17 protein-coding genes are annotated in these 21669 nt (G+C 72.6%); 5 read left to right on the top strand and 12 right to left on the bottom strand.

Features of this window, described 5'->3' with window-relative positions:
• Positions 1-10: 10 nt before the first annotated feature.
• From RWE79_RS26195 to RWE79_RS26180, 4 genes are read right to left on the bottom strand one after another with little or no spacing between them, the layout of a single operon-like run.
• Positions 11-2989: a type I polyketide synthase gene (locus RWE79_RS26195; protein ID WP_475942512.1), complete on the bottom strand. Its 2979-nt coding sequence runs from the start codon at positions 2987-2989 to the stop codon at positions 11-13.
• A complete protein-coding gene (locus RWE79_RS26190) occupies positions 2989-3330 on the bottom strand; it encodes an acyl carrier protein (RefSeq protein WP_475942511.1) in 342 nt (113 codons plus the stop codon). Before RWE79_RS26190 ends, RWE79_RS26195 begins: the two co-directional genes overlap by 1 nt.
• 37 nt (positions 3331-3367) lie before the next feature.
• Positions 3368-5080, bottom strand: coding sequence for an acyl-CoA dehydrogenase (locus RWE79_RS26185; protein ID WP_475942510.1), 1713 nt, complete (start codon positions 5078-5080; stop codon positions 3368-3370).
• A complete protein-coding gene (locus tag RWE79_RS26180) occupies positions 5074-6897 on the bottom strand; it encodes a fatty acyl-AMP ligase (protein WP_475942509.1) in 1824 nt (607 codons plus the stop codon). Before RWE79_RS26180 ends, RWE79_RS26185 begins: the two co-directional genes overlap by 7 nt.
• Before the next feature lie 127 nt (positions 6898-7024).
• Here RWE79_RS26180 and RWE79_RS26175 point away from each other — a divergent pair, with 127 nt between their 5' ends.
• Both RWE79_RS26175 and RWE79_RS26170 read left to right on the top strand, forming a co-directional pair.
• Complete coding sequence (locus tag RWE79_RS26175; RefSeq protein ID WP_475942508.1) at positions 7025-7300, top strand: hypothetical protein; 276 nt, start codon at positions 7025-7027, stop codon at positions 7298-7300.
• A gap of 99 nt (positions 7301-7399) precedes the next feature.
• Positions 7400-8536: a C40 family peptidase gene (locus tag RWE79_RS26170; RefSeq protein ID WP_475942507.1), complete on the top strand. Its 1137-nt coding sequence runs from the start codon at positions 7400-7402 to the stop codon at positions 8534-8536.
• Here RWE79_RS26170 and RWE79_RS26165 read toward each other — a convergent pair.
• The 5 genes from RWE79_RS26165 to RWE79_RS26145 all read right to left on the bottom strand — a co-directional run bounded on the left by RWE79_RS26165 (position 8528) and on the right by RWE79_RS26145 (position 13855).
• Positions 8528-9766: a styrene monooxygenase/indole monooxygenase family protein gene (locus RWE79_RS26165; RefSeq protein ID WP_475942506.1), complete on the bottom strand. Its 1239-nt coding sequence runs from the start codon at positions 9764-9766 to the stop codon at positions 8528-8530. The two genes, RWE79_RS26170 and RWE79_RS26165, sit on opposite strands and share 9 nt — an antisense overlap.
• 67 nt (positions 9767-9833) lie before the next feature.
• On the bottom strand, positions 9834-10460 hold the full coding sequence (locus RWE79_RS26160) for a GTP-binding protein (RefSeq protein ID WP_475942505.1): 627 nt from the start codon (positions 10458-10460) through the stop codon (positions 9834-9836).
• Positions 10441-10881: a DUF742 domain-containing protein gene (locus RWE79_RS26155; RefSeq protein WP_475942504.1), complete on the bottom strand. Its 441-nt coding sequence runs from the start codon at positions 10879-10881 to the stop codon at positions 10441-10443. The genes RWE79_RS26160 and RWE79_RS26155 overlap by 20 nt, the downstream gene beginning before the upstream one ends.
• Positions 10881-11369 carry a roadblock/LC7 domain-containing protein gene (locus RWE79_RS26150; RefSeq protein ID WP_475942503.1) on the bottom strand — a complete coding sequence of 163 codons (489 nt, stop codon included), beginning with the start codon at positions 11367-11369 and terminating at the stop codon, positions 10881-10883. Before RWE79_RS26150 ends, RWE79_RS26155 begins: the two co-directional genes overlap by 1 nt.
• Positions 11369-13855, bottom strand: a complete 2487-nt coding sequence (locus RWE79_RS26145; RefSeq protein WP_475942502.1) for a sensor histidine kinase — start codon at positions 13853-13855, stop codon at positions 11369-11371. The genes RWE79_RS26150 and RWE79_RS26145 overlap by 1 nt, the downstream gene beginning before the upstream one ends.
• Before the next feature lie 350 nt (positions 13856-14205).
• On the opposite strand from RWE79_RS26145, the gene RWE79_RS26140 reads away from it, so the two are divergent.
• Positions 14206-14985, top strand: coding sequence for a hypothetical protein (locus tag RWE79_RS26140; protein WP_475942501.1), 780 nt, complete (start codon positions 14206-14208; stop codon positions 14983-14985).
• A gap of 86 nt (positions 14986-15071) precedes the next feature.
• On the opposite strand, the gene RWE79_RS26135 is transcribed toward RWE79_RS26140, so the two are convergent.
• The 3 genes from RWE79_RS26135 to RWE79_RS26125 form a co-directional block, all read right to left on the bottom strand.
• Positions 15072-15494, bottom strand: a complete 423-nt coding sequence (locus RWE79_RS26135; RefSeq protein WP_475946109.1) for a MarR family winged helix-turn-helix transcriptional regulator — start codon at positions 15492-15494, stop codon at positions 15072-15074.
• 181 nt (positions 15495-15675) lie between these two features.
• Positions 15676-18090 (bottom strand): endopeptidase La, encoded by a 2415-nt coding sequence (gene lon, locus RWE79_RS26130; RefSeq protein ID WP_475942500.1) that lies wholly within the window; start codon positions 18088-18090, stop codon positions 15676-15678.
• A gap of 127 nt (positions 18091-18217) precedes the next feature.
• Positions 18218-19306, bottom strand: a complete 1089-nt coding sequence (locus tag RWE79_RS26125) for an alpha/beta fold hydrolase (protein WP_475942499.1) — start codon at positions 19304-19306, stop codon at positions 18218-18220.
• Positions 19307-19667: 361 nt separating this feature from the next.
• On the opposite strand from RWE79_RS26125, the gene RWE79_RS26120 reads away from it, so the two are divergent.
• Positions 19668-20408, top strand: a complete 741-nt coding sequence (locus tag RWE79_RS26120; protein ID WP_475942498.1) for a response regulator transcription factor — start codon at positions 19668-19670, stop codon at positions 20406-20408.
• Positions 20409-20438: 30 nt separating this feature from the next.
• The gene (locus RWE79_RS26115) at positions 20439-21533 is read left to right on the top strand and encodes a sensor histidine kinase (protein ID WP_475942497.1); all 1095 of its coding nucleotides are present in this window, start codon (positions 20439-20441) and stop codon (positions 21531-21533) included.
• Positions 21534-21669 lie beyond the last annotated feature (136 nt).

Below are 21669 nucleotides of genomic sequence, written 5' to 3'. Positions count from 1 at the left end.
CCCTCCCTGCTCATGCCGCCTTGGCGGTGATCACGTCACCGAGGAACTCGGCCAGTGAACCGACCGAGCGCAGCGCGGGCAGCAGTTGCTGAACGGAGACCTCGCCGACCTGCGGAAGCCGGGTCTCCACCTGATCCTTGAGCTGCATGATCATCACCGAGTCGAAGCCGAGGTCCTCGTAGAAGCGGGCCGAGTCCACGACCTGCTCCACCGAGTGGCCGCCGACCTCGGCGACCGCCTCGATGACGGCGGCGAGCACCGGGTCGCGTTCCTGCGACAGCGGGTCCAGCCGCGCCGGGGGCGTCCGGCCCGGTTCCCGTTTGTCGTCCGGTGCCTCCCTGGGGGCCGGGATCCGCTGTGCCGCCGGGGCCCGGTGCCAGAACCGGCGGTCGGCGCCGAACACGTAGGGGCGCAGCCGCTCGGTGGTGGTGTGCGGCCCGGGTTCGTACAACTCCTCCCATTCCGGATCGAGTCCGGCGCGGTAGAGGGTGGCCACGGCCTCGGCGAGTTCCCGTCCCGAGGCCTGGGGGCCGGGCGAGAGATGCAGGAGCTCCGGGCCGGCCTGGAGCCCGGCGCGGCGGACGAGCGCCGACAGCTGCGGGCGCGGGCCGATCTCCAGCACATGAGTGGGGGCGGTCGCCTCCACGGCGGCGGTGAGCGCGTCGCCGAAGAGCACCGGTTCGGTCGTCTGCGCGGCCCAGTAGCCGGCGTCCAGCGGCTCGGCGGCGCCGAGCAGCCGTCCGTAGCGGGTGGAGGCGAACGGCACCTCGGGGGCGGAGCAGGCGACGGTACCGGCCCGCAACGCCTCGGCGACGGACGCCACCGCCGGGGAGTGGAAGGCGTGCGAGACCTCCAGGGTCCTGCCGCGCACCCCGCGTCCGCGCAGGGCCTTCTCGATCCGCTCCAGGGCGTCCTGGTTGCCGGAGAGCACCACGTCGCAGGGGCCGTTGACGGCGGCGACCACCACCTCGGGCTCCTCCACGAGCAGCGCGGTCAGCGCGTCCCGCCCGGTCCGTACGGCGAGCATGCCGCCGCTCGGCGGCAGTTCCGCCATCAGCGCGGCCCGCCTGGCCACCAGCCGGGCGGCGTCCTCCAGGGCGAGGGCGCCGGCGGTCACCGCGGCCGCGTACTCGCCGACGCTGTGGCCGAGCACCACCGCCGGGCGCACCCCGAGCGCGATCAGCGTACGGGCCAGGGCGTAGCCGACGGCGAACAGCGCCGGCTGGGCGAAGCCGGTGGCGTGCAGGCGCTCGTCACCGCCGAGGAGCAGGTCCCGCACCGAGGTGCCGGTGTGCGGGGCGAGTGCGGCGTCGGCCTCGTCGAGGTGGTGGCGGTAGGCGGCGGACTCACGGTGCAGCGCGGCGGTCATGCCGGGGAACTGGCTGCCCTGGCCGGTGAAGAGGAACGCCACGGCGGGGCGCGTCCAGGGCCGGCTGGCCAGCCCGGCGACCGGGTCCTCGCCGGCCGCCCGGCGCAGCACCTCGGCGAGTTCGCCGGTGTCGCGGGCGGTGGCGGCGAAACGGTACGGCAGGCCGGTCTTGACCTGGTTGCTGCGCCGGCACAGGGCGGCCGCCTCGCCGCGCGGCCGCCGGGCCACCGCGTCCGCCTGCTCGGCGAGGTTGCGGCGCAGCGCCTCCGGGGTGTCGCCGGTGACCGTGAACACGCCGGTGGCGGTGGCGGACCGGCGGCGCGGGGCCGGGTTCGCGGTACCGGCGGCGCGGGGCGCGGTGGCCAGTACGGCGTGGGCGTTGGTGCCGCCCATGCCGAAGCTGCTGACACCGGCCGTGGTCGGCCCGGACGGCAGCCGCAGCGGGGACTTGAGCAGCCTCAGGCCCCTTTCGGCGAGCCGCAGTTGCGGGTTCTCCCGGTCGGCGAAGCGGCTGGCGGGGACGATCCGGTGGTGCAGGGCCAGGGCGACCTTGATCAGCCCGGCGATGCCCGCCGCGCCCTCGGTGTGGCCCAGGTTGCCCTTGACGGAGCCGATCGCGCAGGGCTCCTCGCGCGGCACGCCGTGCACGGTGCCCAGCGCGGCAGCCTCGATGGCGTCGCCGAGCACGGTGCCGGTGCCGTGCGTCTCGACGAAGCGCACCTGCTCCGGGTCCACCCCGGCCCGCCGGTACGCGGTCTGGATGACCTGCTGCTGGGCCCAGCGGTTGGGGGCGGTGACCCCGTTGCTGCGGCCGTCCTGGTTGACCGCGGTGCCCCGGATCACGGCGTAGATCCGCTGCCCGTCGGCGATCGCGTCGGCCAGCCTGCGCAGCACCACCAGGCCCAGGCCGTCGCTGCGGCCGATGCCGTCGGCGTCGGAGCTGAAGGGTTTGCAGCGCCCGTCGGGGGCGGCCAGCCCGAGCTGCCCGTAGACCAGCCCGAGATCCGGGGACAGCACCAGGTTGACCCCGCCGGCCAGGGCGGTGTCGCACTCGCCGGCCAGCAGCGCCCCCACGGCCAGGTGCACGGCGACCAGGGAGGAGGAGCAGGCGGTGTCGACGGCCAGGCTCGGCCCGGTGAGGTTGAGGTGGTACGAGATGCGGTTGGCGGTCATACCGGCGCTGCTGCCCGCCCCGGCCTGCGGGGTGATCCGGGCCAGGTCGCCGTTGCCCATGGTCAGCCGGCCCCACTCGCCGCCCATGACGCCGACGAAGACCCCGGTGTCGGTACCGGCCAGCGTGGTGGGCGCGCGGCCGGAGTCCTCGATGGCCCGCCAGGCGCACTGGAGCAGCAGCCGGTGGTGCGGGTCCATGGCGGCGGCGTCGCGCGGCACCACGGAGAAGAAGTCGTTGTCGAAGACGTCGATGTCCTCGATGAAGCCGCCCCTGGCCGGCGCGCCGGGAAAGGCCGCCGCGTCCCAGCGCTGCCGGGGGACGTCGCCGACGGTGTCCCCGCCGCGCATCAGCAGATCCCAGTACGCGTCGCCGTCGCCCGCCCCGGGGAAGGCGCAGTCGAGTCCGACGACGGCGATGTCCCGCGTACCGGCCGGTGAGTCCGCCATCAGCGCTGCCCCTCCACCCCGGCCGGCAGCCCGTCGTGCGACAGCGCCGAGGCCGGCAGCCGTACGGCGAGGTAGCCGATCAGGCTCTCCACGGTCGGGTGGTCCCACAGCAGCGTGGGCTCCACCTCCAGGCCGTACACGTCCTCCAGGTCCCCGCACAGGCTCAGCGCGCACACCGAATCCATCCCGTACTCGGCCAGCGGGACGGTGGGGTCGATGCTGTCGGCCGGGCGGCGCAGATAGACGGCGAGCCGGTCGAGCAGGAAACCGCGGGCGGAGGAACTGTCGGCGGAGGAGCTGTCGGCGGTCGGCGCGGTGCTCCGGGTCGTGGGGGCGGTCATCGCTGGACTCCTTCGTGTGGTGCGGCCCATGAGCCGGTCAGCCGGGTACGGGGGTGTTGTGGAGGTCGTAGCCGCGCTGGGCGCTGTAGCGCAGCTGCACCTCGTGACGGATCCGGGTCTCGCACTCCGGCGGCAGGTCGCCGGGCCGCGTGCCCAGCCGGCGGGCGATGCGGTGCAGGGCGGCGGCGGCCCAGGAGGCGTCGCCGAGGAACGGGTCGCTACCGTCCTGGTTGTGCCGCCACACGCCGAGCACGGCGGCGGCGGCCAGCAGCAGCGCGTACCGGTCGACGAGGGCGAAGCAGGCGGCGTCGGCGTACTCGCCGGTGCGCAGCGCCAGTACCCGGTCGCGCAGGTCGCGCAGTTCCTCGACCAGTTGGGCGGCCAGCGTGCGCAGCGCCCGCTCGGCCGGGCCGCGGCCCGGTACGCAGGCGGCGACCGAGAGCAGGGTGGCGCTGAGCGCGTCGCGGCCGCAGGCCAGGCTGAGCCGGTCGGTGCGCAGCGGCGGCAGTCCGTCGCCGGGCCGGAACAGCGTGCCGGGCGCCTCGTCCTCCACGAACCACGAGCGGCGGGCCAGCCGGTGCAGCTGCGGAATGATGGTCGCCTGGCAGGCGACGGTACCCGCGTGTCCGAGGCTGAGCACCGGCACGTCACGGACGTGCTTGCCGAAGATGCCCAGCGCCCCGTCGGGGCTGTAGATCCCGGCGCCCAGCACGATGGACAGGTCGTACATGGTCTCGGTGAGCACCCGCGGCAGCAGGTACTTCAGGGCCGCCGAGTAGACACTGGTCTGCGCGGGCAGCAGATGCAGCGCCCGGCTCGCGGCCAGCGCCAGGCTGTCGTACAGCAGCAGGTTGACGAAGGCTCCGCTGACGGCCGCGTCGGTGCGCACCGAGTCGGTGCGCGACGGATGGTGGTGCGCGAAGCCGACAGCGGTGCGCAGGCTGGTGTCGACGGCGGCGACCGCCATCGCGGAGATCACCGTGCGGCTGATCTGGAAGGACCGCAGGGCGGTCTCGATGCCGCTGCCGGCCGGGCCGAGCAGCGCGTCCTCCGGCACCGGGCAGTCGTCGAACTCCAGCCCGGCGAACCGGCAGCCGCGCAGCCCGACCGCCACCCGGCGGGGCAGCACGGTGGCGTGCTCGGGGGGCAGCCGGGCCGGGTCGAGCAGCAGCACGGAGTGGCTGCGGCTGCCGGGGGCGGGGTCGGTACGGCAGAACAGGACCAGGGCCTCGGCCCGGTCCAGGTTGTTGATCATCGGCTTGCCGCCGCCGAGCAGAAGGCCGCCGCCCGGCGCCCGGCGGGCCGTCACCTGGCTGCGTACGTAGTCGTTGCTGTGGGCCGTCTCGTGCTGGGCGATGGCCGCCCGCCCGCCGCGCAGCAGCAGTCCGGCCAGCCACTCGCGCTGCCGCCGGTCGCCGGTGGTCCACACGTCGGAGGCGGCCATGTAGGTCGTCATGCCGTACCCCATGGCCAGCCCGACGTCCCGGCGGAAGACCGGGCGCATCACCCGCACCAGGGTGTCGATCCGGTCCAGCCGCCCGCCCAGCTCGCGCGGCACGAACTCGGCGTTGAGCCCGAAGTCGTCGAGTACCGCCTCACCGTCCGCGAAGGGCACCGCCGCCCGGTCGGCCGCCAGCAGCGCGCCGTATCCCAGCGGGTTGCCCGGGTCGGTGGGATCACCGAGCAGGGCCTCCAGCCGGGCCACCCGGGTGTCGGCCGGCGATGACGCCTCCAGGACGGCGTTCACCACCGCCCGCCACCGCCTCCGCCCGTGGCCACCGGCCGCAGCAGGTCGTCGCCGAGCGCGGTGCCGTCCGTCCGGGTCAGGGCGTGCACCTCCGGGTCGAGCACCTCGTACTCCCCGTGCAGCATGCCGTCGAGGAAGAGCTTGCGCATCAGCGTGCGCTGGACCTTGCCGCTGGTGGTGCGGCGTACGGTGCCGGGCCGGACCAGCAGCAGATTGCCGGCCGGCACGTTGAACTCCTTGCCGATCATGGCCTGGATGTCCTGGGCCAGCGCGCGCATGCCGCCCGCGTCGGTACCGGCGCCCCTGACCTCCTGGACGACGACCAGCTGCTCACGGGCCGCCTCCACGGCGAACACCGCGCCGGTGCCCGAGGTCAGGAACGGGTTGACGGCCCGCACCGCCCACTCGACGTCCTGCGGGTAGACGTTGCGGCCGTTGATGATGACGAGTTCCTTGAGGCGGCCGGTCACATACAGCTCGCCGTCCTGGAGGACGCCCAGGTCGCCGGTGCGCAGGAAGCCGCTCTCCTCCTCGTTGAGGGTGGCCCGGAAGGTCAGTTCGCTCTCGGTCGGGCGCTTCCAGTACCCCTGGGCGATGCTGTCGCCGCGCAGCCAGATCTCGCCGACCACGCCCTCCGGCAGCTCCCGGTGGGTGACCGGGTCCACGATCCGCGCGTCCAGGTCCACCACCTTCCCGCAGCCCACCAGCGTGCGGGCCGGAGCGTCGGGCCCCACCACGTCCAGCCGGTCCTGCTCCAGCGCCGCCGGGTCGGCGGTCCGTTCGGTGTGCGCCGTCCCCGGGGTGCCGCCGGAGACCACGAGGGTCGCCTCGGCCAGCCCGTACGAGGGGTACAGCGCCTCCCTGCGCAGCCCGGCCGGGGCGAAGCGCTCGGCGAAGGCCGCCAGGGTGTCGGCGCGGATCGGCTCCGCCCCGTTGAGGGCCAGCCGCCAGCGCGACAGGTCCAGCCCGGCGATCTGCTCGTCGGAGATCCGGCGCAGGCACAGGTCGTAGCAGAAGTTCGGTCCGCCGCCGGCGGTGACCCCGTACCGCTCGATGGACTGCAGCCAGCGCAGCGGGCGCTTGATGAAGGACGACGGCGACATCATCACCGAGGAGCTGCCCAGCCAGACCGGATGGAGCAGATGCGCGATCAGGCCCATGTCGTGGAAGTGCGGCAGCCAGCCGCCGAAGACGTCCTCGCCGGTGGTGCCCAGCACCTTACCCAGCGCGGCCTGGTTGGCCATCAGGTTGCGCTGCGACACCATGACGCCGCGCGGCGCGGCGACCGATCCCGAGGTGTACTGCAGGAACGCCAGGTCGTCCAGCCGGCTGCGGGCGATCCGGAACCCGTCCGCGTCCCCCAGGCCCGGCCGGTCCGTGGCCAGGCAGGCGGTCTGGTCCCGGTTGACCCGGGCCAGCCACAGCGCCACCTCGGGCGCGCTGTCGGTGTCGGTCAGTACCAGCCGCGCGCCGGTGTCCTTCAGTACCGCCGTGGCCCGGCTGATCCGCTTGCCGTGCCCGGCCTCCGCCGGCAGCGGCGCCGGCACCGCGACGGCCCCGGCGTACAGGCAGCCCACAAAGGCCTTCAGGAACTCCGGCGTCGTCGGGTACAGCAGCAGCACCGGCTGCCCGGCCGCACCCCGTTCCCGCAGGCAGGACGCTATCCGCCGGGCGTCGCGGTCCAGTTCCCGGTATGTCAGATGCTCGGCCCGGCTGCCGTCCCGCCCCTCGCGCAGGAACACGTGCACATCCGCATCGGCGAACTCCGCCGTCCGCTCCCGGACCAGCTCGGTGAAGGTGGCGAAGCGTGACCTTGGCATCCCCGGCATCCCCCTCGCTCAGCGGGACCCGGCATGGCGAGTCCCTTGTACCGAGCGATGGTCACCGGCGGGGCTAAAGCCCTGCTTGCGCCCTGAGCGCGGTCCCGGCAGCGCTTAGTCTGAGTCGGTGAGACACGAGGAAACGGAATTCGTCGGCGGCCCCCTGGACGGAAGGGTGCTCGGCGTACTGACCGGCCCGACCGGCCAGCCCCCCAAGGTGTACGAGGTGCCGGTGCCTCAGGAGGACGGCGCGGCACCCGTCGTGCACGTCTACCACCGCGAACCCAGCCCCGGCCCGCGCGCCGAGCGCCGGACGCGCTTCGTCTTCGTCTACGACCCCGAGGGCAACCGGCCCGACCGCCGCCCGAAGTGGCCCTGGACCAGGCAGCGGCCCCTCCCGTAACACCCGGACGGACAGCTTCCTCTGTCGCGGATCAACTGATCATGTCAGGATCGACCCGGGCGGGAGATCCCGGCCGACGGCACTGAGGAAGGTGAGGGTATGTCAGCGACTCGCCGTTCCCGTCCCTGGGTGGTGCGCGCTCTGGTGTGCGGGACCCTCCTGGCCACCGTGGCCCTCGCCGCGCCGGCCCCGGCCGCGCACGCGGCCGACCCGGGCCGCTCCACCGCCGAGCTGTCCGGACTCCTGGACCGGCTGCAGGAGCTGTACCTCCAGGCCGAGGAGGCCACGGAGTCCTACGACGAGGCCAAGGCCGCGCTCAAGGAGCAGACGAGCACCGCCGACCGGCTCGACGGTCAGCTCGCCGACGAACGCACCGCGTTGGCCGAGGCGAAGTCGGAGGCGGGCGCCATCGCGCGCCAGCAGTACAAGAACGGCTCCGTCGCCCCGTACCTCAACCTCATGCTCAGCGACACCCCCGACGACCTGTTCTCCCAGGGCCACTTCCTGCAGCGCGCCGCCGGTACGCAGGCCGATCTCGTCGAACGCCTCACCACCGGCGCCACCCGGATCGCCACCCTCAACCGCGCCGCGCAGCACGCCCTGGACTCCTCGCAGAAGCTGGCCAAGCAGCAGCGCGCGGCGAAGGCGAAGATCGAGGACAAGCTCACCAACGTCGAGAAGATCGTCGCCGGGCTGACCGGCACGGAGCTGAAAGAGCTGCAGAAGCTGGAGGAGGCGGGGATAGACAAGGCCCAGCAGCTCTTCCTGGGCACCAACCAGCTCTCGACCGCCGACTCCAAGCCGTCCGCGGACGGCGCCCTCGCGATAGATTTCGCCTACGACCAGCTCGGCAAGCCCTATGTGTGGGGCGCCGAGGGGCCGGGCTCCTACGACTGCTCCGGGCTGACCTCCAAGGCGTGGGCCGCAGCCGGGGTGACCATTCCCCGGACCGCCGAGCAGCAGTGGGACCAGCTCACGCATGTCGCGCTCAGCAGGCTGCGGCCCGGGGACCTGATCGTGTACTACGAGGGCGCCTCGCACATCGCCATATACATCGGCGACGGCCAGGTGATCCAGGCCCCCCGGACCGGTTCGGTCGTCAAGATCTCACCGATCGCGGCCAACCCGATCCTGGGCGCGGTACGGCCCGACCCCGGCGCCGGGCCGCTGAACCAGTACTCGGAGCCCACCGCGCCCGACTCGGCCGACGACCCGACGCCGATCGGTTCAACCTGAGGCAGCGGCCCCGGCCAGATAGCCGGCGGTGAGCTCCGGGTCGTAGAAGTACTCCTCGAAGTCGGCCGGGTCGTCGAAGCCGTTGGCGAATCGGTCGGCGACGGGCGGCAGCTGGCCCGCCGCGCCGATCAGGCCCAGCACGTGCTCCGGCGGCGGGCCGAGCAGGGCGTTGGTCCACTTGGTGACGTGCCGGGCGGTGTCCCAGTAGCGGTCGAAGGCGGACTGCATCCACTCGCGGTCGAAGGGCTTGCCGCCGTGCCCGGTGATCGCGTCCAGATAGACGGCGGCGCACTTGGCGGCGCTGTTGGAGCCCTGCCCGGTGATGGGGTCGTTCGCCACGACGACGTCGGCCACGCCGAGCACCAGCCCGCCGGACGGCAGCTCGGCGACCGGGTTGCGGACGACCGGGGCGAAACGGCCGGTCAGGGTGGCCCCCGCGTCGGTCAGTTCGACGTCACGGGCGCGCTCGTACTCCCAGGGCAGATGACGGCGGATCAGGTCCAGGGTGATGCGCAGTACCTCGGCCGGGTCCTTGACGCCGTCGAAGGCGTCCAGCGGACCGCCGGGCAGCCCCTCCCAGAAGAGGATGTCGCAGGGCCCGGAGGTGGTGAGCGCCGGAATGGTGATCAGTTCCCCGGCCCCGGGGACCATGTTGAGCCGGACCGCGTGGAAGTCGGGGTGCTCGGGGCGTGGGCCCAGCCCGTTGACGTACGCGACGGCCAGCGAACGCTGCGGGGTGTCGTACGGGGAGCGGGCGGCGTCGCGTTCGAACATCGACACCAGTTCGCCCTTGCCGGCGGCCACCAGCACCAGGTCGTAGGCACGGGAGAAGTAGTCCAGGTCGGAGACGGCGACACCGTGTATGACCAGGCGCCCGCCCCGCTCGGCGAAGGTCTCCATCCAGCCGGCCATCTTCACCCGCTGGTCGACCGACTGGGCGTACGCGTCGAGGCGGCCGACCCAGTCGATGGGACGCGAGCCGTCGGGCGCGGCGACGGACACCCCCAGGCCCTCGATCCGGGGGGCCTGGTCCTCCCAGAAGGCGATGCCGAGGTCGCGCTCGTGCTGCAGGGCCGTGTGGAACATGCACTGGGTGGACATGACACGTCCATGACGTATCTCGTCCGCCGTGCGATTGGACATGAGGGTGACCTCGTAGCCCTTCGACTGCAGGCCCAGGGCGAGTTGCAGGCCTGCCTGGCCGGCACCGACGATCAGAATTTTGCGCATGGCAGCACGCTCTCTTGTACGGAAGGGGGTCCGGGGCCTGTCCCCGGAAGTCTGCGCCTGGTGCCGGTTACTCGGCCGAGACCGTGAGCGCCTGCGCGACCAGCGCGAGCAGCACCTTCACCACCGAGGACCGTTCGCGGGCGTCGCAGATCAGCACCGGGACGTGCTCCGGGACGGCGAGCGCCTCACGGACGTCCTCCTCGTCGTAGGCGGTCGTCCCCTCGAACTGGTTGACGGCGACCGTGTAGGGCAGACCGCTGCTCTCGAAGTAGTCCAGCGCCGGGAAGGAGTCGGCGAGCCGCCGGGTGTCGGCGAGCACCACCGCGCCGATGGCGCCGCGCACCAGGTCGTCCCACATGAACCAGAACCGCTGCTGCCCGGGCGTACCGAAGAGGTACAGGACCAGCTCCTGGTCGAGGGTGATACGGCCGAAGTCCATGGCGACCGTGGTGGTCGTCTTGTCCGGCGTCGAGCCGAGGTCGTCGATGTCCTCACTGGCCCGCGTCATCACCGCTTCGGTGGTCAGCGGTTTGATCTCGGAGACGGCGCCCACAAAGGTGGTCTTGCCGACACCGAAGCCGCCCGCCACGACGATCTTGGTGGAGGTCGGGGCGTGACTGCGGTCGAGCTGCCACTGCTGCAATCCCTCCTCCTCCGAGACGCCGTACGAGACGTCAGAGCCTGCGAAGTCCACTGAGCACCCTTTCGAGCAGTGCGCGATCGGGAGCGCCGGGCCCGTGCCCGGTTCCGTACACGCGGATCCTTCCCTGGTCGGCCAAATCGCTGAGCAGGACGCGCACGACGCCCAGCGGCATGCGCAGCAGGGCGGAGATCTCGGCGACCGAACGCATCCGGCGGCAGAGTTCGACGATGGCGCGCATCTCCGGCATGACCCGCTCGGCCCAGTCGCCCGAGGTGATCTCCAGCCGGTCCTCGGGACCGTCCAGGGCCGCGACAAAGGTCTCGACCAGCAGGACGTGCCCGGCCCGGGTCCGGCCACCCGTCAGGGCGTACGGGCGGACGCGGGCCGAGCGGCGGCCGGCGTTACGGGTGGGCAGCGATCCGGGGAGCGCCCCGGGCACGGATCCGGGCAGCGAGGCCGCGTGGCGGGGCATCACAGGTCGCCTCCCTCGATGGCCTGGCGCAACTCGCCGCGCAGCTCGGGGGTGAGGACATGGCCGGCCCGGCCGACGAACAGGGCCATGTGGTAGGCCACCACGCTCATGTCGCAGTCGGCGGTGGCGTGGACCCCCAGCAGGGAACCGTCACTGATCGACATCACGAAGACGCTCCCGTTCTCCATCGCCACGGCGGTCTGCCGGACGGCGCCGCCCTCCATCAGGCCCGCGGCGCCGTCGGTGAGCGACGCGATACCCGACACGACAGTGGCCAGATCGGCCGTGGAACCGGCCGGTCCCCTGGTTTCCTCGACGGGCGTGGTCACGCCCGGGTCGGACGTCAGCAGCAGCAGACCGTCCGAGGACACCACGGCCACCGAGCGTACGCCCGGCACCTCGTCCACGAAGTTGGTCAGCAGCCACTGGAGGCTGCGGGCCTCCTGACTCAGTCTCGGGTTGTCCGTGCTGCCCGTCGTCGCCACCATTAACCGCGTGCCTCCTCGGTGCTTTCGCTTGATCCCCCCGGACCTGTTGACACTGCCGCTGGCTCTGCTCTGATCTCCTGCGTCTCCGCGTCGGCGTCCCGCCGGCCCTCGATCAGGCCCTGCTGGAAGCCGCCGAGTCTGCGCCGCAGCGCCTCCGCGTCGACCGGCGCCGGACGTTCCCGTTCGGCCGGCTCCCCCACCAGACCGGTCGACCTGGGCACCCGCTGCGGCAGCCCCTTGGCGGTGAGCTCGGGTGCCGCCTGCGCCGGCTGCGACGCCTGCGCCGCCTGTACCGCGGGCTTCGTGGGCCCTGGTGCCGCCGGTTCCGGGGTCTCCGGTTCCTGCGGTACCTGCGCCGGCTGCGCTGCCTGCGGGGTCTGCGCTGCCTGCGGGGTCTCCGGGGTCTCCGGGGCCTCCACCGACGCGGGTCCGCCGGACGACCGGGGCCCGGGCAGCCGGCGGCGCAGGGGTTCGCCCGCGGCGGCGGCCTCGACCGGGCTCTGCGGGCCGTCCGGGTCGTCGGCGGGCGCCACCAGCGCCGCCGGCAGCACCACGACGGCCGCGACGCCGCCCCGCTTGTGGTCGCGCAACTGGACCCGGATGCCGTGCCGGGCGGCCAGCCGGGCGACGACGTACATGCCCATACCGGTGGTGTCGGTGACGCCGGTGACCGGGGCCGCCGGCTCGGGCCGCTCCAGCAGCGCGTTGAGCTCGGCGAGCCGTTCGGCGGGCATGCCGATGCCCTGGTCCTCGATGGAGAGCATCAGCTCTCCGTTCTCCAGCAGCCAGCCGGACAGGTGCACATCGTCCTGCGGCGGGGAGAACACGGCCGCGTTCTCCAGCAGTTCGGCCAGCAGGTGGCTGGCGTCGTCGGCCGCGAAGCCCACGACCCGTCCGGCGGGCAGGAACTGGATGCGTACCCGCTCGTAGTTCTCGATCTCCGACATCGCCGCGCGCGCGACGTCCACCAGCGGCACCGACCTGGCGTGCGGTCCCGCCGGGTGCTCGGCCCCGGCCAGCACCAGCAGGTTCTCGCTGTTGCGGCGCATCCGGGTGGCCAGATGGTCCAGTTTGAACAGCTGCTGGAGCTCCTCGGGGTCGTGGACGATGTCCTCGAGCCGCTCGATGAGCGTGAGCTGCCGCTCGACCAGTCCGAGCGTGCGCAGCGAGAGGTTGACGTACGTCGAGTGGACCGAGCCCTGCAACGTGCCGAGCTGCGAGGACAGGGTGTCCTGCTTGCCCAGCAGGCTGTCCCGTTCGGCGGCCAGCGCGTCGCGCACGCCCTGCAACGCGACATGCTCGGCGTCCAGTCCGGCGACGCGCTCGCGCAGGGCGGCGGTCTCGGCGGCGAGCGCGTTGATGGCGCGGGCCGTCGCGGCGAACTCGTCGTTGCCCACGACCTTCGCCTCGGTCCCGCCCCCGCCGCGCGCGAAGCGGGCCAGGGCGGCGGCGGGGCGGGTGACCGAGCGGGCGGTGGACACGCCCACACCGAGCACCAGCAGGAAGCAGACGGCGGCCAGCGCCAGATGCAGTTCGAGGGTGGTGACGTCGTCGTCCCGCACCGACGCGAGGCGTTCCGCCCCCGCGGCGACGAGGGACGACTCCACACTGCGCATGAGGTCGATCCGGGTGGAGAGCGCCGAGGAGACGGACGACGGCTTGAGGCCCTGGTCCGAGGCCGACAGCCAGGTCCGGTCGGTGAGCCGCTCCAGCAGGCTGTCGGCCCGGTCGGCGTCCGATCCGGTGACGGTCTGGTCGTACTGCTTGCGCGCCGCGGTGGACGCAGTCTCGCGGAAGTCGGCCAGCGCCGCCCGCTGCCGTATGTCGGCGGTCTGCGCGGCGGTGGTCAGCACCGACTGGCCGCCGCCCGCCGTCAGCGCGCTGACCAGCAGCCCGCGTTCGGCGGAGGCCTGCGACACGGCGCGGGTGAGGGCGGGCAGGGCGGTGCTGTCCGCGGACCCGCCCCGGGCCGGGAGGGAGCGGGCGATGGCGGCACCGACGCCGTCCAGGGCCTCGATGACGGCGCCGTAGGCGGTGATGGTGTCCTGGGCCGACTCCGGCCCCGACAGGGCCTTCTGACGTATCTGGCGCAGCTGCCCGAGCTGGCGGACGACCTCGGTGGCGGCGTCGGCCAGGGCGGCCGCGTCGTCGGTGCCGACGGCGGTGGCCTGGGTGGTGACCTCCTCGACCTGCCGGTCGACCCGGCTGCGGTCGGCCTCGGACACCCCGGCGCCGGAGACGGTGCTGCGGCCGCCGGCCACGAAGGCGGCCATGTCGTCGCGCTCGTCGGCCAGGGAGTGGGAGAGGGAGACCGTCTGGATGTCCAGCTGCGCCATGTCGACCAGTCGCTGGGACTCCGACAGGTCGTTCGCGGCGACGGCCGCCCCGGGAGCGGATGCGGCCAGCACGGTGACGCTGCTGACCAGCAGCGCGGCAAGCAGCCGCTGCCGGACACGCTTCTCACGTGAATTACGTCGTGTTCGCACCGGTGTTCGCTATCCCGTCTCGCCTGGTCATTTGTTCCGAGATGACGACACATCGGCCGAGCACGGCAACGACTTATCCCACCCCGGCATGTGGCTCGACCATCTCAGCCCACCTCGGAGCGGGGATGTGCGTCCCCACCTCGACACCCGAACGAGTGAATCGCACCCACAAGTTGACGTTCAACCCCATGGACGGGTCACTTTCGCCGGTCCCAGGACGTGGGCGTAACACGCATTTGGCGTCAACGCCGGTTCCTGGCAGGATGCGCGCCTTCACAGCCCGAGACGGATCACTCACAGACCGATGGTTTTCCCCGGGGCTTCGAATGCCGCACCGCGATACTGACCGCATGCGCATCGAGACATCCACCGAGCCCGGGACCCCGAACCGCCCCAACGAGGACTTCGCCGCGATCGCCATCCCCGCGTGCGGCGCGGGGAATTCCGCCGGATCCCTGGTGCTGCTCGACGGCGTCACCCCGCCTCCCGCGAATGCGGGCTGCGTGCATTCCGTGCCCTGGTACGTCGCCGCGCTGGGCGGCGCCATGATCGAACTGTCCGTTTCGCGACCGGAGCTTTCGCTGGCCGACTGCCTGGCCACGGCCATCGACCGGACGGCCGGATCACACCGGTCGACGTGTGACCTTTCTCACCGCCTCACCCCACAGGCAACTGTCGTCACAGTCCGGTGGAATGCGGAAATTGTCGATCATCTGGTGCTTTCCGACTCCGTCCTGCTCCTTGAGGACACCGCCGGCTGCGTCCGCCCCGTCCTCGACGACCGCCTCGGCCACCTCCGCGCGGCCGGTCCCGTAACCGACGACCAGCGCAACGTGGAGGGCGGCTTCTTCACGGCGGCCGCGGATCCGGCCGTCGCCGCGCGGGCCGTCACCGGCAGCACTCCCCGCGCGGACGTCCGGGCCCTGGCCGCGCTCACCGACGGCGCCACCCGCCTTGTCGAGGGCTTCCACGAGGACGACTGGGCCGGCACCTTCGCGCTGCTGCGCAAGCAGGGACCCGAGGAACTGATCCGCCGCGTGCGCGCGGCGGAGAACGCGGACGCCGACCGGGTCCGCTTCCCCCGCTGGAAGACACACGACGACGCCACAGTGGTACTGGCCGAACTCTGACCGTCCCGCCGTTCACCCCGTCCGGCGATGGAGGACCGGCGCGGCCGAAGGCCCCGCGACCCGGTGACCGTCCGCGGCGACAGCCCTCAGGGAACGTCCTGCGACTCGTTGAGCTGGTGCAGCAGCCGCGCGAGATCGCCGAGCTCCGAGCGGTCCCAGGCGGACAGCCTGCGCACGTAGCGCTGGCGCCGGGCCTCACGGACCCGGCTGAAGCGGGCCCGGCCCTCGTCGGTGAGCTCGACCAGGAAGGCCCGGCCGTCGGCGGGATCGGGCTCGCGGCACAGCAGGCCCAGTTCCTCCAGGGCGCGCAGCTGCCGGCTCATCGTGGCCTTGCCGACGCCGAAGTAGTGCGCCAGCAGGGTCGCCCGCTCGGGCCCGGTCTCATGGAGCCGGGCGAGAATCCCGTACGCGGCGGGTTCGAGGTCGGGATGGACCTCGCGGGCCATCTCACCCGAGGAGGCACGGGCACGGCGGAGCAGGACGGTCAGCTCTCGTTCGAGCGCTTCCATCACCTGGTCCTGGCTTGTCTTCCGGTCCACGCCACTCCTGTTTCCGCTGCCGCCGGACCGGCCGTCCGCCCCGGCACCCCCAGTATTTCGCAGGCGCTGACCGGTGACGTCGCCAGGGGCGGCCCCGGCACAGGGCACGGGGCCGCCCCTTCTTCGCGCGCTTCGTACGGTCGGCCGCCGCTCACGCGGCCAGCGGGACCCCGATACCGGCCGGCTCCAGCGCCAGCTTGAGCACCTGGCGGACGTCGGAGACCGGGTGGACCTCCAGCTTCTCCAGGACCTCGGCCGGGACATCGTCCAGGTCGGCCTCGTTCCGCTTGGGGATCACCACGGTGGTGATGCCCGCCCGGTGCGCGGCCAGCAGCTTCTGCTTGACACCGCCGATCGGCAGCACGCGGCCGGTCAGCGACACCTCACCGGTCATCGCCACATCCGTACGCACCCGGCGCCCCGACAGCAGCGAGGCCAGTGCGGTGGTCATGGTGATGCCCGCGCTCGGACCGTCCTTGGGGATGCCGCCCGCCGGGACGTGCAGGTGCACGCCGCGCTCCTTCAGGTCGGCCACCGGCAGCTCCAGTTCGGCGCCGTGGCTGCGCAGGAAGGAGAGCGCGATCTGCGCGGACTCCTTCATGACCTCGCCGAGCTGTCCGGTGAGCTGGAGCCCGGAGCCGCCGGTCTCGGGGTCGGCGAGCGAGGCCTCGATGTAGAGGACGTCGCCGCCGGCACCGGTGACCGCCAGCCCGGTGGCGACACCCGGCACCGCCGTGCGCCGCTCCTGCGGGTCCTGGAGGGACTCCGGGACATGGTGCGGCCGGCCGATGAGCGTGCGCAGGTCGTCCGCCGTCACGGTGAACGGCAGTTCCTGGTCGCCCAGTTCGTGCCGGGCCGTGATCTTGCGCAGGATGCGGGCCAGCGAGCGTTCCAGCGTGCGCACGCCCGCCTCACGGGTGTACTCGCCGGCGAGCCTGCGCAGCGCGCCGTCGTCGACGGTGACCTCGTCGGCCGCCAGTCCGGCCCGCTCCAGCTGGCGCGGGAGCAGGTGGTCGCGGGCGATGGTGACCTTCTCGTCCTCGGTGTAGCCGTCGAGCCGCACCAGCTCCATACGGTCCAGCAGCGCTTCGGGGATCGACTCCAGGACGTTGGCGGTGGCCAGGAAGACCACGTCGCTCAGGTCGAGCTCGACCTCCAGGTAGTGGTCCCGGAAGGTGTGGTTCTGGGCCGGGTCGAGCACTTCGAGCAGAGCCGCGGCCGGGTCGCCCCGGTAGTCGGAACCGACCTTGTCGATCTCGTCGAGCAGGACGACCGGGTTCATGGACCCGGCTTCCTTGATCGCCCGTACGATCCGCCCGGGCAGCGCCCCGACATAGGTGCGCCGGTGGCCCCGGATCTCCGCCTCGTCGCGCACGCCGCCGAGTGCGACCCGGACGAACTCGCGGCCCATGGCCCGCGCGACCGACTCGCCCAGCGAGGTCTTGCCGACCCCGGGCGGGCCGACCAGCGCCAGCACCGCTCCCGCGCGGCGGCCGCCGATCACACCGAGGCCCCGGTCGGCACGCCGCTTGCGCACCGCGAGGTACTCGGTGATCCGCTCCTTGACGTCGTCCAGCCCCGCGTGGTCCGCGTCCAGGACGGCACGGGCGCCGGGGATGTCGTAGGAGTCCTCGGTGGTGTTGTTCCAGGGCAGTTCCAGGACGGTGTCCAGCCAGGTGCGGATCCAGCTGCCCTCGGGGGACGCGTCACTGGACCGTTCCAGCTTCTCGACCTCCTTGAGCGCCGCCTCGCGCACCTTCTCGGGCAGGTCGGCGGCCTCGACCCGGGCCCGGTAGTCCTCGGACTCGTTCTCGGGGTCGCCGTTGAGCTCGGCGAGCTCCTTGCGCACGGCGTCGAGCTGCTGGCGGAGCAGGAACTCGCGCTGCTGCTTCTCCATGCCCTCCTGGACGTCCTTGCGGATGGTCTCGGCGACGTCCTGCTCGGCGAGGTGGTCACGCAGCCGGCCGATGGCGAGCCTGAGCCGGGCCACCGGGTCGGTGGTCTCCAGCAGCTCCACGCGCTGCCTGGTGGTCAGGAACCCGGAGTAGCCGGAGTTGTCCGCGAGCTGCGAGACGTCGTCGATCTGCTGGACGCGGTCCACGATCTGCCATGCCCCGCGCTTGCGCAGCCAGCTGGTGGCCAGCGCCTTGTACTCCTTCACCAGCTCGGCCACCGCACCGGGCGCCTCGCCGGGGGCGGGCTCCGCGACCTGTGTGCCCTCGACCCACAGCGCCCCGCCCGGACCGGTGGTCCCGGCGCCGATACGGACCCGGCTCACACCGCGGATCACCGCGCCCGGATCGCCGTCCGAGAGCCGGCCCACCTGCTCGACGGTGCCGAGGGTGCCGACCCCCGCGTAGTCCCCGTCCACGCGGGGAACGAGGAGCACCCGCGGTTTGTTGCGATTGCCGTCGGCCCGCTGCGCGGCCTGGGCGGCCTCGACCGCGGCACGGACCTCGGACTCGGTCAGGTCCACCGGGACCACCATGCCCGGCAGGACCACCGCGTCATCGAGGGGCAGCACGGGCAGGGTGAGCGGCGCGGACGACGAGGACGAAACAGCCATGATCTCTCCCTAAGCAATCAAGTTGAGCTATGCAGACTCAATGCTTCTGAGGGAGCTGGTGTTCCCCGGGGGGTGTTCGCTCTCAGCGATCAGCCCCCGGCGGCACATCGAAGCGAAGGCCGTGTTGTCAGGCAAGGGCGGCAGGAACGGCATGCGGCAGCGACCGCAGCCAGTCGGTGAGCAGCCGGTTGACCTCCTCGGGGCGCTCCTGCTGCACCCAGTGCCCGCAGCCTTCGAGGATGTGCGACGAGACCAGTCCCGGCAGGGTGGTGGGGTGCGCCCTGACGGCGTCGGCCATCCAGGTCAGCGAGGCGTCGAGCGCCCCGGCGACGAACAGCGAGGGCTGGGTGACCGGCGCCCCGTCCTGGCCCGCGAGGTCCTCCCAGTCCCGGTCGGCGTTGCGGTAGCGGTTGAGCGCCCCGGTCAGCCCGGTGCGCTCGAACTCACCGGCGTAGACGTCCAGATCGGCGGCGGTGAGCCAGGACGGCCGGGGCGGGGTGCCGCCGGGGCCGGGGCGGGGGAAGCGGTCGCGGAGCCTTCCGCCCGGGGGGACGAAGAACAGGCCGGCGTCACCGTCGCCCGGCGCGGTGGCCGCGGTGCCGGTGGGGTCGGTGGAGTCGGCGGGCTCGGCGGGCTCGGCGTCGTCACCCGAGAGGGCGGTGTAGAAGCCGGCGAGCCAGCCACGGACGTCGGGCTCGATCTCGGCCTCGGCCCGGCCCGGCTGCTGGAAGTAGCTGACGTAGAACTCCTCGGTCCCGCCGATCGCGGCGAAGGCCTCGGAGGGCCGCGGGCCGCCCCGGGGCGCGTAGGGGACGCCGAGGAGCCCGACGGCGGTGAAGACGTCCGGCCTGAGCAGCGCGGAGGCGGCGGCGATCGGCGAGCCCCAGTCGTGGCCGACGATCACCGCCGTCCGCTCGCCGAGTGCGTGCACGACTGCGGCGTTCTCCTCGACCAGGGCCGTCATCCGGTAGCCCGCCACGTCGGCGGGCCCGGAGGAGCGACCGTAACCGCGTACGTCGACGGCCACCGCCCGGAATCCGGCGGCGGCGAGCGCCGGGAGCTGGTGCCGCCACGCGTACCAGGACTCGGGGAATCCGTGCACCAGCAGGACCAGCGGCCCGCTGCCCTGTTCGACCAGATGGACACGGCCGCCCGGGACCGTCACCAGATGGTGCGCGGCGGACAGACCGGCGGAAGGGTCGGGGTGCTGCGGCATGGGTCCTCCGTGAGTCGTCGGGGGGCAGGGGGGAGGGGGACGGGCTTCCGTCACCGACCCTGTCCCCGGGTACGGCAGGGCGGCAAGAATTCTTGCCGTTACGGCAAGACGGGCCCACGGCTGACGCGGCTGACAGCGGACGGACAGCTGGGGGTAGGGTCTGTGCGCAACCGTCCGCGTCCGTCCGCAGCCGTCGACAAGGCGTCGCGGATCACTGGATTCACGCAGGTCCGGGCCGTTGTGATCCCCGCGAAAAGGGACGTATCGGTGTCGCGTACCTGACAATCAGCCCACGTGGCCCCGGCCTGAGCGGGCCCCGTACGCTGCATGGGCAAAACGAGACGACCATGGGGGACCTCGAATGGACAGCACCAACCCGACGCACGGCGACGCCGGCGCGGCCACGCCCGGCGCGCAGCGCCGGGTACTGGTGGTGGAGGACGACCCGACGATCGCCGACGCGATCGCGGCCCGGCTGCGAGCCGAGGGCTTCCAGCTGCGGACCGCCGGAGACGGCCCCACCGCCGTGGACCTGGCCCTGACCTGGCAGCCCGATCTGCTGGTACTCGACGTCATGCTGCCCGGTTACGACGGACTTGAGGTCTGCCGCCGGGTCCAGGCGTCCCGTCCGCTGCCGGTACTGATGCTCACCGCCCGTGACGACGAGACCGACATGCTGGTCGGGCTCGGCGTCGGCGCCGACGACTACATGACCAAACCGTTCTCCATGCGCGAACTGGCCGCCCGGGTGCACGTCCTGCTCCGCCGGGTCGAGCGCGCCACGATCGCCGCCCGCGACCCGCGCGGCGGCAATCTGCAGCTCGGCGACCTGGAGATCGACAACGCCCAGCGCAGGGTCCGGGTGCGCGGCAGCGACGTCCATCTGACCCCGACCGAGTTCGACCTGCTGGTCTGCCTGGCGCAGCAGCCGCGCGCGGTGCTCTCGCGCGAACAGCTGCTCGCCGAGGTCTGGGACTGGGCAGACGCCTCCGGCACCCGTACTGTCGACAGCCATGTCAAGGCACTGCGTCGCAAGATCGGTGCCGAACGGATCCGTACGGTGCACGGGGTGGGCTACGCGCTGGAGACCCCTGCCCCGTAGCCGCGGGGGACAAGGAAAGCGGAGCGCAGCATGGCCAGAACCGAGCCGACCGTCCGGGGCGCCTGGCACGAGCAGGTGTGGGAGGCGCTGCGGCCCTACGACCCCTTCCGGTCGATCAAGGCCGCGCTCCAGCTGCTGGTCATCGCCTCGGTACTGATCACCACCATGCTGATCTTCGTGGCGATGCGCTCCGAGACCGAGATCCGGATCATCACGATCTTCTCGATCATCGCCTCCCTGCTGATCACCCAGTTCGTCGCGCACGGCCTGACCGCCCCGCTGCGCGAGATGACCGCCGTCGCCCGGGGCATGGCCTCCGGCGACTACAGCCGGCGGGTCGCCGCCGTGCGGCGCGACGAGGTCGGTGAGCTGGCCGAGACCTTCAACCACATGGCCGCCGACCTGGAGGCCGTGGACCGGCACCGCAAGGAGCTGGTGGCGAATGTCTCACATGAGCTGCGGACCCCGATCGCCGCGCTGCGCGCCGTCCTGGAGAACGTGGTGGACGGCGTCGTCGAGGCCGACCCCGAGACGATGCGCACCGCGTTGCAGCAGACCGAGCGGCTGAGCCGGCTGGTCAGTCATCTGCTGGACCTGTCCCGGCTGGACAGCGGGGTCATCCCGCTGGACGCCAAGCCGTTCGAGGTCTGGCCCTATCTCTCGGCCGTGATCAAGACCGCCAGCCTCGGCCTCCAGGGCGGCCCCGGAGGGGGCCCGCGGCCGCGGGCCGACGTCCATCTGCATCTGGACGTCTCCCCGCCCGAGCTGACCGCTCACGCGGACGCCGAGCGGCTCCACCAGGTGGTGGCCAATCTCGTCGACAACGCGATCAAGCACAGCCCGCCCAGCGGCCGGGTCACCGTCCGGGCCCGGCGCGGTCCCGGGCCCGGCAGCCTGGATCTCGAAGTGCTCGACGAGGGTCCCGGCATCCCCGCGGCCGAACGCAACCGGGTCTTCGAACGCTTCAACCGGGGCACCGCGGGAGCGATGGGGGACGGCGGAACCGGTCTGGGGCTGGCCATCGCCCGCTGGGCCGTCGACCTGCACGGCGGGGCGATCCAGGTGGCCGAGTCACCCCGGGGCTGCCGGATCCGCGTCACGCTGCCGGGTTGCCGCCACCTGTGAACCTCACGCGCGCCGTGCACGTCATGAGCGTCTTTGAGCCGTGACAGCCGATTCAGGCTGTCATCCCCTCCGAAAGTTACCCCGAAACCAGCTTTCTGGTGTGACTTATGCGACGACTGACCCCCGGGCCTGCATG

Source organism: Streptomyces sp. RLA131 (assembly GCF_056270125.1).
This window is presented reverse-complemented; position numbering and strand designations above follow the sequence as displayed.